The sequence below is a fragment of the Chlamydia gallinacea 08-1274/3 genome (assembly GCF_000471025.2).
Classification (GTDB): domain Bacteria; phylum Chlamydiota; class Chlamydiia; order Chlamydiales; family Chlamydiaceae; genus Chlamydia; species Chlamydia gallinacea.
In genome coordinates this window covers 923,635-940,113 of the sequence record NZ_CP015840.1, presented here as the reverse complement: position 1 = coordinate 940,113, position 16,479 = coordinate 923,635, and the positions used below count along the sequence as shown (strand labels likewise).

The window sequence follows — 16,479 nt, the reverse complement described above, 5'->3', positions numbered from 1 at the left end:
TACTTAGCAACACCCATGAGCAAGAAACTTAAAAAACCAAATTATACTACCATGCTATTAACCAGCATCATACTCGGGCTGGCTTTAGGTGCTTTAAATTGCGACTTCATATTTCAAAGTGCAGCAATTGTATCAGGATTTTTTTTAAAATTCCTAAGATTTTTAAGCCTTCCTCTAGTATTTTTCGGTATTGGCTCAACAATTACTTCTATTCAAAGCTGTAAGGTTATGCTGTCTGTTGTGCAAAAAACTTTATACTATACATTGTTAACCACCGTTATTTCCGCAACTGTAGGATTAGGATTATTTTTATTAATTCACCCCACAATGCCATTAAAAAAAGGCTTACTCACTAACCACGGATCTTCAGCTACAAGTTACATCGAAATATTATCAAAAACAATTCCTAATAATATTCTAGAGCCGTTTATTGAAAATAACGTGCTCTCTGCAACATTTTTATCTGCCATACTAAGCGTCTCTTCTTTGTTTCTTCAGGAAGAAGAAAGAAAGTACACCCACAAACTCTTCTCTACGTTTTTTTCTATTTTATTAAATATTGCTAAAGGAGTTCTTAAATTATTACTCCCCGCAACACTTGCCTTCTCTATTCTACTTTATAAAGAGCTCTCTCAAAGCCAAGGGAATTTAATTAAATTCAGTAAGTATCTTATTTGCATAGTAGGAGCAAATCTTATCCAAGGGCTTATCATCCTGCCCATGCTATTAAAAACAAATAAATTATCCCCTAAACGCATAGCACAAGCTATGTCGCCTGCTTTAATCACAGCTTTTTTTTCAAAATCTTCAACAACCACACTTCCTCTCACAATGGAATTGGCTGAAGAAAAGCTCAGTATTCACACCTCACTATCTCGTCTAGCCTTTCCTCTTTGTTCTGTAATTAATATGAATGGATGTGCAGCCTTTATTTTAGTTACTATCCTTTTCATTTGTACTTCTTATGGTATGACATTTTCTATATTCTCCATGATTGGGTGGATTTTTATTGCAACACTATGTGCCGTAGGTAATGCCGGAGTTCCTATGGGATGTTATTTTCTTACCTCCTCTTTGCTCACATCTATGAATATCCCTCTCGATATTCTAGGGCTCATCCTTCCCTTTTATACCATGCTTGATATGATCGAAACATCTCTAAACGTTTGGTCTGATTGCTGCGTTGTCAATATTACAAACAAGCGCTTGTCCAAAAAAATTAAAGCAAATGAATTATGAAAGACCGTATCCAATTTTCTTCTCGATTAGGTTTTATCTTTTCCATGATGGGAATCGCTATTGGAGCTGGAAATATCTGGCGTTTCCCTAGAATTGTCGCACAAAATGGTAATGGAGCTATAATTATCGTCTGGCTTCTCTTTTTATTTATCTGGTCCATTCCGTTAATTCTTATCGAACTTGCTCTAGGAAAATTAACTAAAAAGTCTCCTATAGGTGCTTTGATTAAAACATCTGGCCCTAAATCTGCATGGTTAGGAGGATTTATTACCCTTGTTACGACATGTATCCTAGCGTATTATTCCAACATTGTTGGCTGGGGTTTGAGTTATTTTTACTACTCTATTTCTGGAAAAATCTATGCGGGAAATAATTTTGTTCATCTATGGGAATCTCACTATCAAAGCGCGTTCCCCCTAGGATTTCACTTTTTATCCCTACTTCTAGCCTATATGATCATTCGCAAGGGAGTTGTGGAAGGAATTGAAAGATGTAATAAGATCTTAATCCCCTCCTTTTTTATCTGCACACTGATTCTTTTTTTACGCGCTATAACCCTTCCTAATGCTATGCAAGGAATTAAACAGCTCTTCAGCTTTGAATGGTCTGCATTATCCAACTATAAATTATGGCTTGAAGCATTAATACAAAATGCTTGGGATACAGGTGCTGGATGGGGATTGTTATTAGTATATGCGGGATTTGCATCTAAAAAAACAGGTATAGTATCCAATGGAGCTTTGACAGCAATTGCTAATAACTTAGTCTCTTTAATTATGGGAGTGATTGTATTTTCCGCTTGTACTTCTCTTGATGTCTTAGGAACAACGCAATTACAACAAGGTTCAGGAGCTTCAAATATAGGGATAGCATTTATCTATTTACCCGAACTTTTTACTAGAATTCCAGGAGCTTCCTATTTACCTGCTATGTTCAGTTCTATTTTTTTTCTAGCTTTTGCTATTGCCTCCCTATCTTCTATGATCTCCATGCTATTCCTTTTATCCCAAACTCTCTCCGAGCTAGGGATGAGAAAACATATAGCAGAGTCTGTAGCTACAATTATTGCTTTTTTACTCGGAGTCCCTTCTTCCCTAAGTATTACTATATTTACTAATCAAGATTCTGTGTGGGGGACAGGATTAATTGTTAACGGCCTTATCATTATCTACGCAGCAATCACCTATGGCCTACCTCGGTTAAAAAAACAAATCATTTATTCTGTTCCCGATGATATCCACCTCAATAGTACTTTCGATTCTATGGTAAAATATTTACTACCCATTGAGGGGATACTATTACTTTGTTGGTGCTTTTACGAAGGACTATTCCCTAAAGACGGTAGCTACTGGTGGAACCCTTTCTCAGCATATAGTTTATCAAGTTTAATTTTGCAGTGGTCAGTTGGATTAATTATTTTATGGTCCTTAAATAAAAAACTTTTTAAACAATTTTCATTGCATAATTTAAAAAATAAAATTTAGCACCTTGATATAAATTCTTACTTTAAGATACGATTTTATTGATTTGAAAATTTCCTCGGAAATAAAAGGAAAGAAGTATGTCTGCTCCTGCATGCAACAACTTGGAAAATGGCACTTCATTAACTAACGTACTCGTTAGTATGGATAATCGTGCACGTCAAACATGCCATAGAATAAATGAACTCGCCACACAAGTAAATACCATAACCAATTCTCTTTCAGAGTTTTCAGGAAAAGCAGAAACAGCTCTGGCATTATCAGCAACTACAGATGCCAATCTCTTTAAACTAAAACAACAGGTTGAAGAATTATCTGATTCTCTAAAAGCTGTTGGAGGATTATTAGTAGATTTAGTTGAAGAGCCAGCAAGATCTCGCCTTCCTCAAAAATCATCTAGCATGAAGTATGTAATAAAATGTACTCCGCCAGGTTTATGTGCAAAAGTTATGGCTGTTATCATCACAGTTATCGCCTTAATTTCTATTGCTGTTCTTATTGCATGTGCAGTAGCCGCCTGTGGTGGATTCCCTATTTTCGTTTCTTTATTAAATATGTATACTATTGGTGCTTGTATATCACTACCTATTCTCTCTTGTACTTCTGTAGCAACACTAGTGTTATCATCACTATCTATTGTCTCATTATTAAAAAGCCAACCTACCATTTATGTATCAACGAAACAAAATGTAGCTTAAGTTTATTGCTCAAACATAATATTAGGAAATATCGACCCATGAATCCCGTTTGCTCCGATTTAACTAATGACACCTCTCCCTCAAATCCTTTTTTATTGCAAAATGAGTTTAGGCAGAGTTTAATGAGTTTACAATCTGCGTTAGCTGGAATACAAAATCAGATGGGATATGGTTTACAAATGCCCCTGCCCTCTACTGCTGGTTACGGAGATCCAGCATATTTAATACGTACTACACAAAATAATGTCTCTGCAATTTCAGAAATAAGAACAGAAGTTTCCGCTATTAAAGCGAAACTCCAACATCTAACAGCTCCTGCTACTCTTTGCACAGGCCCCATGGCTCTGGCCACATGCTTACTGGCAATTTCTTTAGTAGCGATTGGTATTATAGTATTGTCCTCCCTAGGCCTTGTGGGAATCTTACCACAAGTAGGAGCCATTTTAGTAAGTACTTCTAATGCTATTTGGACAATTGTTAGTGCATCTATTGTTACGGTAATTTGTTTAATTAGCGTGTTGTGTGTTACACTAATCCGTCATCATAAGCCGGTTGTCATAGAAGAATTTCCCTTTAAATTTTAAAATAATATTTATTCATTCTAATTAAAGAACTCTCCTTGAAATTAATTAATTTAATTTGTTAAAGTATTATTTTCTTTGGTGGGTTTGTTATGAAAAAAGCCCTACGCTTGTTATTAGATCTGCATCAAGGAGAAGAAAAGCGCGTTTTCCTATTTTTATTGTTAGGATTAATCTGGGGAACGGGATGTTATGGAACATTAGCTCTCAGCGAAGGATTATTTCTTGAAAATTTAGGGACAGAAATACTCCCTGCTACATATCTGAGTTCTTCTTTTATTTTGTGCGTTTTTTCCTCATTGATTCTTTATAATTTATTTAAAAAAAGAATCTCTTCTAAATCCCTATTCCTGATTCCTATAACCAGCATAATAGGTTGTAACCTTTATTTATTGTGTTATGTCTCAACGCATAGCCATCCACTAGGAACTCCACTATTTCTTTATAGGATCTTCTCCTGGAGCCTGCTTATTCTTGCTTATACAAATTTTTGGGGATTTGTAGATCAATTTTTTAATTTACAAGATGCCAAAAGACACTTTAGCATATTTAATGCCATTATATTTCTGGGAGACGCAGTTGGTGCTGGAATTGTTAATCAAATCCAGGTTATAGGCATAGAACGAATTCTCATTCTATTCATTGTCATTCTTTTAGGTTGCTACCCCATCATACACTATATATCAAAATCTTTGAAAGAATTGTCTGAAGATCATGATCATTTCATAGATACGGGACATCCTCCCCCTCTATCCAGGTCTTTAAAACTTTGCTTAACTGATCACTATACATTTTATTTACTTGGCTTTTATTTTCTAATGCAATTACTTGCTATTGCAACAGAATTTAATTACCTCCAAATTTTTGAAAAATACTTCACTAATAAGGCACCCTATGAACTTACAGCACATATAACTAAATGCTCTTCATGGATTTCGTTAGTAAATATGTGTTTCGCCCTATTTATTTATGGTAGGCTAGTAAAAAATATTGGTGTAAATAACATTATTCTATTCGCCCCTCTATGCTTTTTAAATTTATTTTTATTTTGGTCTTTTAATACCTCTATAACCATAGCTACAATAGGTATGGTTGCTAGAGAGGGCGTCACTTATGCTTTAGACGATAATAACTTACAATTATTAATTTATGGCGTCCCGAACAACATCCGAAATCAAATTCGTATTGCTATAGAGTGCTTTATTGAACCAATAGGTATGTTTGTTTGGGCATTAATCTGTTTCTTTACTTCTAGTCAATGGCTTTGTTTATTTATAGCCATTATTACAGTGATTTTTTCCTTTTTATTACGTTCATATTACGCAGAAGCCATTTTAAGAAATTTATCCTCCCAAACTATCCACCTTAAAAAAACTATACAGGGATGGATAAAATCCATGTCTTTAAAAGATAAGAGACAAATCGAACTCATTTTACTAAATCACTTAAAACATCAAAATGAACGTAACCAAATTTTTGCTTTTCAGTATTTACTAAATCTAGGTAGCCGCAGCGTGCTGCCCAGCTTACTCATACACATGAATAAGTTCAGCTTACCAGGGAAACTCAAAGCTATAGAAATGCTGAAAAATAGTCTATGGGCTAAAGATTTTCTTACCTTGGAACTTTTAAAACGCTGGTCATCTAACACCCCACATCCAGTAATAGCCACAGGGATTCACCTATATTTTGCAGAACATGACCTACTACATATTTCAGATATTTCCGAAGACCTATATGATCAACCAGGAAAAAGGCTCTTGGCAGCCATTCTTACAGTACGTCGTCAAGAAATTAGCGGCCATTACCGCGATTTTGCAGATACTCGACTTAAAGAGCTCCTAAGCTCCTCGGACACACAAGCCGTGTCCATTGGTCTAACCATTCTTACATTAGAGAAAAATCCCGATAACTTTCCTATCCTTATTGAATTTTTGGATAATAAAGATCCTGAAATCTTTTTACAAACATGTAAAGCTATTGAAGCTTCTGTTAGAGCAACTCATAAGCCCTATTGTAGAAACCTTATACAAGCTTTAAAAAATCATACAGATAATGACGAAGCCTGTTACTACCTCTTAAAAACAATTAGTATTATCTTAGATTCTTTATATATAAAGGAATTTGTACTTACAGCAGCATTATTAAAAAGTAAGTCTAGGAAATATGCAGAGTCTATTATAACAGAACTCCCTAAAGAAACAGCGGCATCATTTATTCAAATTCTTTCTGACCATAATATCCATAATCGCTGTCGGCTCCTTGCTGTAAAAGCACTATGTAAAGTTGATAATAAACTGTTAAAAAAGAACGCTTATAAAATTCTGAAAGCTAGAGCTTTAAAAGCAATTTTTTACGACTATCATAAAAATTATATCCAAAGCTATTATCCTCGATATAATCTTAGTCTACTAGTCAATACTCTAGAGTCCAATTATCAATCAGAAGTCAATTTTATGCTCGCATTCCTAGGAATCCTGGGATCTATGGACTACTCGGATATTCTTATACGCGCCTTAATAGGAAAAAATAAAAAAGCCAGAGCTCAAGCATTAGAATCCTTAGAAAAAAATTGTGATAGCTATCTACTTTCTCTACTTGAGCCCTTTATTAATAACACGGCTAAGCGCAGTGAAAAATATTATCTTAGATGGGGGGTGATTCCTCTAACTCTGAAAGAATTGTTAAATATGATAGAAAACTCTCCCTCATATTTAAACAAACTCGTTTCTAGACAATTAAAAGAAGAGCTAGCACATTTTGACCCAGATTTTCAACCAGTACCTTTATACACTCATGCAAATGAAGACCATGAGGCTTATAATAAAGATGATTCTGACATCATCACCTTTACCATTTAAAAGGAATCCCTATGAATTTAATTGATCGAGCCTTCTTACTAAAAAAAAGCCTGGTATTCAATACCTTAGATATGGATATTCTTCTAGCTATTGCCGACAAAGCAGAAATTATGCTTTTTAAGCCTGGGGCTAAAATATTCTCTGTACAACAGCCTGGCTTTAGTGTATATATTATTGCCGAAGGCTATGTCAAAATTACTAATAATGCAGCACTATCTGTTACAATCTCATCACACGAATGCTTTGGTGAAGAAAGTTTATTTAATAATAAACCGCGCGAATACAATGCTGAAGCCATTACACAAGTAAAAGCCTTAGTCCTAAGTAAAGGACAATTCCTAAGTATTTTAGAAGAATGTCCATCGGTAGCACTTACTCTTTTAGAGCAGTATGCTAAACAAATTACCTTTAGGCACCCGATATCCTAGAGAAGTGGTGCGTTATAGTAACGAAAATTCTACTTACGAATGCAATAAAACGCACCAGAAAGGCAGCTATTATACGATGTTACTGCTGACCCTGACGCATTTTAATATATGCGATAACATCACCCACAGTTCGTAACTTCTCGGCTTCTTCTTCAGAAATTTCAAAGGCAAATTTTTCCTCTAAGCTCATAATCAATTCGGTTAAATCTAAACTATCAGCATTTAAATCTTCAATAAATGAAGACTCTTCCTTTACCTCACTGATATCTACACCTAATTGATCAACTATAATTGCCTTTACATCATCTTCTAAACTCATAGCTATATTCCTTAATGTTTCTAATCGATTACTTAAAAATTCTTAATAAGAAATGATCACTTAGTATCACAAAAGCTTATTTTCCAATCTAGAGTATTCACGACTTAATATGTGATGCCCCCATCAACACTTAATACTTGGGCTGTAATGTAAGAAGAAAGAGGCGAAGCTAAAAATAATGCTGCATTAGCAATTTCTTCTGGGAATCCCATTCTTCCCATAGGGATATTTTTTAGCCAATTAGATTTCAGTTCTTCATTTAATACCCTAGTCATGTCAGTATCAATAAATCCAGGAGCTATACAATTCACTCGAATATTTCTTGCTGCTACTTCCTTAGCTAAAGCTCGACTAAACCCAATAATGCCAGCTTTGGCAGCTGCATAGTTTGCTTGTCCTGGGCTACCCATAATTCCTACTATTGAACTAATATTAATTATTGAACCAGAACGAGCCTTAATCATCGGCCGAATTACACTGGAACATAAATAATAAAGGGAATTCAAATTTGTATTAATTACAGAAGACCACTCTTCCTCAGACATACGCATCAGAAGGTTATCTCGAGTAATACCAGCATTATTCACTAAAATATCAATACTACCATGATTACTGAGAAACGCTTGCATAGCTTCTTTTACGGAACTACAATTACTCACGTCCGCACTTACAAAGGTAACCGGCCTATCTACAATTTGAGAAAGCTCTTTAGCAGCGTGCTTCCCTTTTTCTACATTAATACCCCAAATTTCTACATCAGCTCCTTGTTCTACAAAAAGTTTAGCAATAGCAAATCCTATCCCCCTAGAGCCTCCTGTAATGATCGCCTTTTTCCCTAATAGAATCTGATTCATTAGCCCCCCATCAAAAAATTTTGGATACTCTCTACCGTACCTAGGCTCCTAATAGGTTTACTCATCCCCATAGATCGTCCCAATCCTGCAAGAACTTTACCCGGTCCTAATTCTAAAAATCCATCAACTTCGGTATCCATTTGAGAACAACTCTGATACCATAATGTTGGAGAAGTCATCTGCCTGACTAAACACTGACGAATTTCTTCAGTATCCAATAAAGGCTTTGCCACAACGTTAGAAATAAAAGGAATCTCTGAATCATTCATATCCAAATTATATAAATAAGGAGATAACTCATCCTCTGCAGTCTGCATTAAAGGAGTATGAAATGCTCCAGATACTTTCAATAAAACTGCTCGCTTCGCCCCTAAATCAATAAACAATCGCATGGCTTCTTCTATTTTTTCACGTATCCCAGCAATAACAAGTTGTTTGGGAGAATTATAATTAGCTACCCAAATGCCATCACCCAAACTAGATATGTTCTCTTCAACAACATCAGCTGTTAGCCCCACAATAGCTGCCATGGCTCCGGGACGATGCTTACAAGCCTCATTCATAAACTGAGCACGCTTATGAATAATACGGAAACCATCAACAATAGAAATGCGTTTCGAAACGACCAGTGCTGTATATTCCCCTAAACTCAATCCAGACACTAATGAAGGAACAATAGACATACGTGAGGATATAATTTTCACGACTGATAAACTATGCAGATATGTAGCTAGCTGACTATATGCTGTTTGCAATAAAACTTCTTCTGGGCCTTCATACATAATTGAAGATAAAGAAAACCCTAAAGTTTCATCTGCCAAAGCAAATAGTTCTGCAACTTCGGGGTACATATCTACTAAATCCTTACCCATACCTACATATTGACTACCTTGACCGGGGAACAAAAAAGCTATTTTTTTATCCATAAGTAAAATCCTATACCTGCTGTAAAATCACGGCTCCCCAAGATAACCCACCACCAAAAGCTACTAAAAGTAGGTATTCATTAGTAGTAATGTTATGTTTATGCAGTAGTTCATCTAAGGCTATACCTACAGAAGAAGCTGCTGTATTCCCATACTTAGATAACGTTTTAAATACCTTGTTCTCGTCAATATCGAAACGCTTTGCTATTGCATCAATAATACGTTCATTTGCTTGATGAGGAACTAACCAATCAATATCTTTTTCTTCAATTCCTGCTTTAGCAATACAATCTTTAGCAGCAAATTCCATCCGACGCACAGCATGTTTAAAAACTTCCTTCCCTTCCATAGCAATAAAATGCTTACCCTCCTCCAAGGTTTTCTTAGAAGCGGGAATACGGCTTCCTCCAGCGGGTAAACTTAATAACTCAGCTAGAGAACCATCAGCCCCTAAACTTACGTTAGTAATTTCTAACGCACCGGGCCGACTCAAACCTATTACACAAGCAGACCCACCATCTCCAAATAAAACACAGGTATTTCGGTCTTCATAGTTTACAAATGAAGATAATTTATCTGCTGCAATCAACAAAACATTATTATACATGCCTGATTCTATATAGGCTTTAGCCAAAGAAAGCCCGTACAAATAACCAGTACAAGCCGCCAAACAATCAAATGCAGGAACTTCCTTGATACCAAGATATGCTTGAGCTAGAGCGGCACTCGAAGGAAAAATATAATCTGGAGCCGATGTAGAAAAAATAATACACTCAATTTGATCTTTATTTATCCCTGCATTCTCTATAGCCCGCTGAGCAGATTCAGCCCCCATTATAGAGGCATATTCATTTGGCTCAGCAATACGTCGCTCCTTAATTCCGGTTCTTGTTACTATCCACTCATCAGAGGTATCTACCATATGTTCAAGATCAAAATTCGAGAGAATTTTTTTGGGCAAATAAGAGCCCGTGCCCCAAATAGATGCTTTTCTTGTTTTTTTCACGAACAACCACAAATAAAGAAAAAAACTAGTATACTATTCAAAGAGTTTATACTCTAACTTTTATTTCGCATAAGACTCTTACCTATGCCTACAGAGTGGAAAAAATTATAAATTAAACTTTAATATGGTAAAATATCCAAGTTATATATCTAAATTAATATCTCTGCTTAGAAAGCTTCCTGGAGTAGGTTTTAAAACAGCAGAAAAATTAGCATTTGAATTGCTTGAATGGAATGAAGAACAGTTGCAAGGTATTGGACAAGCCTTTATGGAAATTGCCTCTTCCCGCTGTCACTGCCCCACATGCTTTTGTCTAAAAAATTTGCCAGAAAGCCCCTGTGATTTTTGCCAAGAATCGCGTGATCCAACTATATTATGTATCTTAGCCACTCCCAAAGACGTGTTTTCCTTTGAACGTTCTCGAGTCTTCCGTGGCCATTACTTCATCTTAGGAACACTATTATCACCCATCACAGGAAAACATATCCAAGATGAAAGGCTACAGTTATTAAAACAACGTATACAAACACTAAAACCAAAAGAGATCATTATCGCTCTAGATGCAACCTTGGAAGGAGATGCTACAGCACTTTTTCTAAAACAAGAGCTCATATCAGTAGATATTTCTATTTCTAGATTAGCTTTAGGTTTACCCATCGGTTTGTCTTTTGACTATATAGATCCAAACACGTTAGCCAGGGCATTTTCAGGAAGAAGCCCTTATTAAAGCAAAAACACAATTTTAAAAAGATATATGGTTCTCTATAGCTTATAAAAGAGTAAGATCTTGAGAAAAAACATCCTACCCCTTATTTTTGTGCTTACTTCAATAAACAAGTTTCTCTGTCTTAGAGCAAATTCTTGCGAGTGTTCATGATGCGAAATAAAGTTATTCTGCAGCTTACTGTCTTAGCACTAATCCAAGCTCCACTACTTCTAATTGCTACTACAGAAACTGTCAAAGAAGGGTATACATTAGTTGAATCCATCACAATTACAACTAAAGGTGAAAATTCTTTAAACAAGCACCCCCAGCCAAGATTAAAAACCAAACAAGGCTCTTTGTTTTCTCAAACAGATTTTGATGAGGACTTGCGTAATTTATCAAAAGACTATGATAAAGTAGAACCCAAAGTAGATTTCTCTAATGGCAAGACCACAATCTCTCTAGTTCTTGTTGCTAAACCTTGTATTCGCAATATCCATATTATTGGGAATGTCGCTGTTCCTCAACATAAAATTACTAAAACATTGCAATTGTATGAAAATGATCTATTTTCTAGAGAAAAATTCTTAAAAAATCTTGATGAACTGCGCCTTTATTATCTTAAACGCGGATACTTCGACTCTCAAATTGCTTACGAATTAGATCATAATGAAAATTACGGCTATGTTGATATAACCATAAACATTCATGAAGGCCCTTGTGGTAGAATTAAAAAATTAGAATTCCGAGGAATCAATCGCTCAGAAAAATCTGATATTAAGGAAATCATTCATACAAAACAATATTCTAGAACTACTAGCTGGTTTACAGGAAGTGGTTTGTACCATCCTGACATTGTTGAGCAAGATACCTTTGCTATTACGAATTATCTACATAATTTAGGGTATGCTGATGCAACGGTTACTCCTCAAAGAGAAGTTGACTCTTCAGGAAATATAGTCCTTTGCATGAATGTAAATAAAGGTCCTCTTTATACCCTGGGGCACGTCCATATTGAAGGCTTGGATCTCTTACCCCAACGACTTATAGAAAAGCAATTATCCGCAGGACCTAATGATATCTATTGTCCTAATAATATTTGGGATGGAGCTCAAAAAATTAAAGATGTTTATGCTAAATACGGCTACATAAACACAAATATCGACGTAGTATTTTCGCCTCACACTCAACGACCTGTGTATGACGTCACTTATCAAATTAGTGAAGGCTCTCCTTATAAAGTTGGTTTAATCAAAATTACTGGAAATACACATACAAAACATGATGTTATCTTGCATGAAAGTAGCCTATTTCCTGGAGACTCTTTTAATAGATTAAAGCTTGAAGATACAGAGCAACGTTTAAGAAACACAGGATATTTCCAGAGCGTGAGTGTCTATACTGTGCGCTCACAATTAGATCCACTAAACAGTTCGGAGCAATATCGAGATATATTTATAGAAGTTAAAGAAACAACAACAGGAAATCTTGGGTTATTTCTTGGATTTAGTTCTCTAGATAATTTATTTGGAGGCATTGAACTCTCAGAAAGTAACTTTCATCTATTAGGACTTCATAATTTATTCTCTAAAGGATTAAAATGCTTACGTGGTGGTGGTGAGTATTTATTCTTAAAAGCCAACTTCGGAGATAAGGTTACGGATTATACGCTCAAATGGACCAAGCCACATTTCTTAAACACTCCTTGGATTTTAGGAGTAGAACTCGACAAATCGATTAATAAGGCTCTTTCAAAAGACTATTCTGTTGAAACTTATGGCGGCAATGTCAGCACTACATATATTCTAAATCAAAAATTAAAGTATGGCTTATACTACCGTGGTAGTCAAACAAGTCTACATAAGAAAAAAAATCAAGTAGGCCCTGATCTTGATGCTAATAAAGGTTTTGTTTCTGCTGCTGGAATAAACCTAAATTATGATTCAGTAAATAATCCACGCAATCCTACAACAGGTATTCGTGGGGGTATAAGTTTTGAAGTTTCTGGTCTTGGAGGGTCCTATCACTTTACTAAGTTATCTATTAATAGTTCTATCTATAGAAAGCTAACAAGAAAAGGCGTTTTAAAAATTAAAGGAGAAGCTCAGTTTCTCAAGCCTTTTAGTGATACTTCTATGGACGGCATTCCTATAAGCGAACGCTTTTTCCTGGGTGGAGAAACTACTGTTCGTGGATATAAACCCTTCCTGATAGGCCCTAAATTTTCTCCTACAGAACCTAAAGGAGGCTTATCTTCTTTACTACTTACTGAAGAATTTCAATACCCCCTAATCACGCAACCTAGCGTAAGTGCCTTTATATTCCTAGATTCTGGATTCGTTGGACTTCAAGAATACACTATTCAGCTAAAAAATCTCTGTAGTAGTGCTGGATTTGGTTTGCGTTTTGATGTTATGAACAATGTTCCCGTCATGTTAGGATTTGGCTGGCCATTCCGTCCTACAGAAATGTTCAATAATGAAAAGATCGACGTATCCCAACGCTTCTTTTTTGCTCTTGGAGGTGTTTTCTAAAAAGATTGCTACATTCTTATCTGTAGTGAATCTAGCAATATTTGCTATATAATGTTTTTCTTTAGATATTAAGAAAGGTTAGTAATGAAAAAAAGTTTATCCATTTGTTCAATTTTAATCGCCTCATCAGCCACGTTACAGGCTTCTGAAAGTATCAACTCATTAGAAAGCAGATTGGGTGTTGTGAACTTAAAACGCTGCCTAGAAGAATCCAGGCTAGGAAAAAAGGAAACTGAAGAACTTGAAAATATGAAACAGCAATTTTCAAAAAATTCAGAAAAAATGGAAGAAGAACTCACAGCAATTTACAATCGACTACAAGATGAAGACTATATGGAGAGTCTCTCAAGCACAGCCTCCGAAGAATTACGAAAAAAGTTTGAATCACTTTCCATGGAATATAATGCTCTACAGTCACAATACTATCAAATGATCAACCAAAGTCACATGAAACGAGTGCAAAAGCTCATACAAGAAGTGAAAAAAGCCTCTGATATTGTTCGTGAACAAGAAAATTTAACAGCTATACTCAATGATGAAGTAGTTTTATCTATTGATAGATCTTCCGATAAAACAAATGAAGTTATTAAAATTCTTGATGATTTTTTTAAAAATAATTAAACTGCCGCAAATTTAACGGATTTTTCTATGTCTAAAGAGCTTGTTTATAAGCTTCAACAGTTAGCAGATTTATTGCAAGTTGAAGTCCAAGGAAATACAGAAACTCTTATTTCCGGTGTAGAAGATATTAATGAGGCTCAACCTCATCATGTTACCTTTTTGGACAATGAAAAATATGTTCGTTTTATAAAGACTACACGAGCTGGTGCTATAATTCTATCAAAAGCTCAGGCTCAAAAGTATAGTCATCTAAATAAAAATTTCTTAATAGCTTCAGAACTTCCTTCTGTCACTTTTCAAAAATGTGTTGAGTTATTTATTTCATCTATTGACTCAGGATTTACAGGAATCCACTCTACAGCAATTATTCACCCCTCAGCACGCATCGGAAAGAATGTATGTATTGAACCCTATGCAGTGATTTGCCAACAAGTATGTATAGAAGACAATTCCTCTATTGGTGCAGGAAGCATTATTGGTGCAGGATCCATTTTAGGAGAGGGATGTGTTATTCATCCCAAAGTAACTATTCAGGAACGCTCTGTCTTAGGGAAACGCGTAATTGTTCATCCAGGGGCAGTAATAGGTTCGTGTGGTTTTGGGTATATTACCGATGCTTTTGGCCGTCATAAACATTTAAAACACCTAGGTCAGATAATTATTGAAAATGATGTAGAAATTGGAGCCAACACAACGATTGATCGTGGACGCTTTAAAAGTACTATTATCGGTGAAGGAACAAAAATTGATAACCAAGTGCAAATCGCTCATCATGTGAACATTGGAAAACACTGTGTTATCGTTGCTCAAGTAGGAATTGCAGGTTCTACAAAAATAGGTAACCATGTGATTGCAGGCGGTCAAACCGGAATCACAGGACATATTTCAATCACGGATCATGTCATTATGATGGCACAAACAGGGGTAACTAAATCTATTAATTCTCCTGGAATTTACGGTGGGGCTCCCGCACGTCCTTATCAAGAAATCCATCGTCAAATTGCTAAAATACGTAACTTGCCTAAATTAGAAGAGCGCTTAGGTAGTCTAGAAAAAAAGATGCAACAATTGGCCCCAGCTAGTATAGAAGAACAAACTTTAGCAGAAAGCTCTAATAATTAAGTATGTATTTTTTTAAGCGTCTTTTCAGCATTAAAATTTTAACTATGTTTTTATTAACAATAGTCGGGCTAATTTTCCCAGAAGAAATCAGTGATGTTAAAGTTTTTATACCCATTTTAAGTTCTTTAAGATTAGAAAATATAAAACATTCTACTCCATAATTTAAAAATTTCACTGTAGTTTCAGGCCTTGTAAAAATAGAACATCCTATAAACTTTAAACTTGAGAAATCTACGTTGATCGCTAGACTACGAATTGTATTAGCTAAACTATAACGTAAAGCAATTGGACTAGGTGTGGTGATTATGGTAGATGTAACATCAAACTGACACAGCTTTCCCTGAATATTTCCTGAACTTTGTAATCCTTGGACTAGATTAGAATAATTTAATAAATCTATACTGATATTTTCTTGAAGAATCAAAGAAATAAAAACCCCATAAGTTCTTACTAATTTTCCTAATTCTCTTCCTAAATCATAAAAATCCGTGCAGTCTATTAAAGATAAATCTCGGTAAGATAAATAACAGAATAAACTATGAGATACAGAGGACCCCGTTAACAAAGGAAGTGCGTTTAATTGATTGAAATCTTGGATATATTTACTTTGTTGTTCTAAAGAACCGTACAGTAATAAAATACCACCTAAAGCAAATGACTTTTCATATTCCCTAATGACTTCTATAAAGGAACAAGAATCCATCCTACAATTGGGGGCATAGAAAAATAACTGTGCTAATCTACTATCCATAGACTTTAGCGTAGTGAATAGTTCTTTAGCCTCCTCCAGATCTTCGTTTTTATAAGGAAGCCATTGTATCTTGTTTGGACAATGCCCAATAACTTGTTTTTCATGTTGAAATTCTCGTGCTGAAGTAATAATTTGCTTTTTAATATCCAAAAACTTTTTAAGCTCAGCACCTTTTTTGAAATTATTGGGATCCTGACTATAGGAATTTCTCATCAAGCTATCTGTTTTTTCAATATAAAAACAATGCTGATTACCTCGCCTCCTAATGTCCATGTATCTATCCTTCGATTCAAATAGGCGTACAAGTCAGTAAATATTAAAGATTTTTCTAAAAAAATTAATTACTTTTTTG

The 16,479-nt window shown here is 35.2% G+C and carries 15 protein-coding genes; 10 read left to right on the top strand and 5 right to left on the bottom strand.

The features are described from left to right. The first annotated feature begins 15 nt into the window (after positions 1 to 15). The 6 genes from M787_RS04225 to M787_RS04200 all read left to right on the top strand — a co-directional run bounded on the left by M787_RS04225 (position 16) and on the right by M787_RS04200 (position 7,288). A complete protein-coding gene (locus M787_RS04225; RefSeq protein WP_021828335.1) occupies positions 16 to 1,239 on the top strand; it encodes a dicarboxylate/amino acid:cation symporter in 1,224 nt (407 codons plus the stop codon). Then, complete coding sequence (locus M787_RS04220) at positions 1,233 to 2,723, top strand: sodium-dependent transporter (protein ID WP_420795481.1); 1,491 nt, start codon at positions 1,233 to 1,235, stop codon at positions 2,721 to 2,723. The genes M787_RS04225 and M787_RS04220 overlap by 7 nt, the downstream gene beginning before the upstream one ends. A gap of 77 nt (positions 2,724 to 2,800) precedes the next feature. After that, positions 2,801 to 3,418: an inclusion membrane protein IncB gene (gene incB, locus M787_RS04215; protein WP_021828333.1), complete on the top strand. Its 618-nt coding sequence runs from the start codon at positions 2,801 to 2,803 to the stop codon at positions 3,416 to 3,418. 38 nt (positions 3,419 to 3,456) lie between these two features. Continuing rightward, on the top strand, positions 3,457 to 4,002 hold the full coding sequence (locus M787_RS04210) for a hypothetical protein (protein WP_021828332.1): 546 nt from the start codon (positions 3,457 to 3,459) through the stop codon (positions 4,000 to 4,002). Between the two features lie 89 nt (positions 4,003 to 4,091). Further along, complete coding sequence (locus M787_RS04205; protein WP_021828331.1) at positions 4,092 to 6,860, top strand: MFS transporter; 2,769 nt, start codon at positions 4,092 to 4,094, stop codon at positions 6,858 to 6,860. Positions 6,861 to 6,871: 11 nt separating this feature from the next. Then, the gene (locus M787_RS04200; RefSeq protein ID WP_021828330.1) at positions 6,872 to 7,288 is read left to right on the top strand and encodes a cyclic nucleotide-binding domain-containing protein; all 417 of its coding nucleotides are present in this window, start codon (positions 6,872 to 6,874) and stop codon (positions 7,286 to 7,288) included. Between the two features lie 79 nt (positions 7,289 to 7,367). On the opposite strand, the gene acpP is transcribed toward M787_RS04200, so the two are convergent. The 4 genes from acpP to fabH form a co-directional block, all read right to left on the bottom strand. Continuing rightward, entirely contained in the window at positions 7,368 to 7,607 is a 240-nt protein-coding gene (gene acpP / locus M787_RS04195) for an acyl carrier protein (protein WP_021828329.1), read from the bottom strand. 104 nt (positions 7,608 to 7,711) lie between these two features. After that, positions 7,712 to 8,461 (bottom strand): 3-oxoacyl-ACP reductase FabG, encoded by a 750-nt coding sequence (gene fabG / locus M787_RS04190; RefSeq protein WP_021828328.1) that lies wholly within the window; start codon positions 8,459 to 8,461, stop codon positions 7,712 to 7,714. Next, complete coding sequence (fabD, locus tag M787_RS04185) at positions 8,461 to 9,387, bottom strand: ACP S-malonyltransferase (RefSeq protein ID WP_021828327.1); 927 nt, start codon at positions 9,385 to 9,387, stop codon at positions 8,461 to 8,463. Before fabD ends, fabG begins: the two co-directional genes overlap by 1 nt. A 10-nt stretch (positions 9,388 to 9,397) precedes the next feature. Then, positions 9,398 to 10,393, bottom strand: a complete 996-nt coding sequence (gene fabH, locus M787_RS04180) for a ketoacyl-ACP synthase III (RefSeq protein WP_021828326.1) — start codon at positions 10,391 to 10,393, stop codon at positions 9,398 to 9,400. Positions 10,394 to 10,517: 124 nt separating this feature from the next. On the opposite strand from fabH, the gene recR reads away from it, so the two are divergent. From recR to lpxD, 4 genes are all read left to right on the top strand, one after another. Continuing rightward, positions 10,518 to 11,120 (top strand): recombination mediator RecR, encoded by a 603-nt coding sequence (gene recR, locus M787_RS04175; RefSeq protein ID WP_021828325.1) that lies wholly within the window; start codon positions 10,518 to 10,520, stop codon positions 11,118 to 11,120. 146 nt (positions 11,121 to 11,266) lie between these two features. Then, the gene (gene bamA, locus M787_RS04170) at positions 11,267 to 13,633 is read left to right on the top strand and encodes an outer membrane protein assembly factor BamA (RefSeq protein ID WP_259668450.1); all 2,367 of its coding nucleotides are present in this window, start codon (positions 11,267 to 11,269) and stop codon (positions 13,631 to 13,633) included. Between the two features lie 84 nt (positions 13,634 to 13,717). Further along, the gene (locus M787_RS04165) at positions 13,718 to 14,254 is read left to right on the top strand and encodes an OmpH family outer membrane protein (RefSeq protein ID WP_021828323.1); all 537 of its coding nucleotides are present in this window, start codon (positions 13,718 to 13,720) and stop codon (positions 14,252 to 14,254) included. Between the two features lie 27 nt (positions 14,255 to 14,281). Next, on the top strand, positions 14,282 to 15,376 hold the full coding sequence (lpxD, locus tag M787_RS04160; RefSeq protein WP_021828322.1) for a UDP-3-O-(3-hydroxymyristoyl)glucosamine N-acyltransferase: 1,095 nt from the start codon (positions 14,282 to 14,284) through the stop codon (positions 15,374 to 15,376). Here lpxD and M787_RS04155 read toward each other — a convergent pair. Continuing rightward, positions 15,366 to 16,400 (bottom strand): hypothetical protein, encoded by a 1,035-nt coding sequence (locus tag M787_RS04155; RefSeq protein WP_021828321.1) that lies wholly within the window; start codon positions 16,398 to 16,400, stop codon positions 15,366 to 15,368. The two genes, lpxD and M787_RS04155, sit on opposite strands and share 11 nt — an antisense overlap. Positions 16,401 to 16,479: the final 79 nt, after the last annotated feature.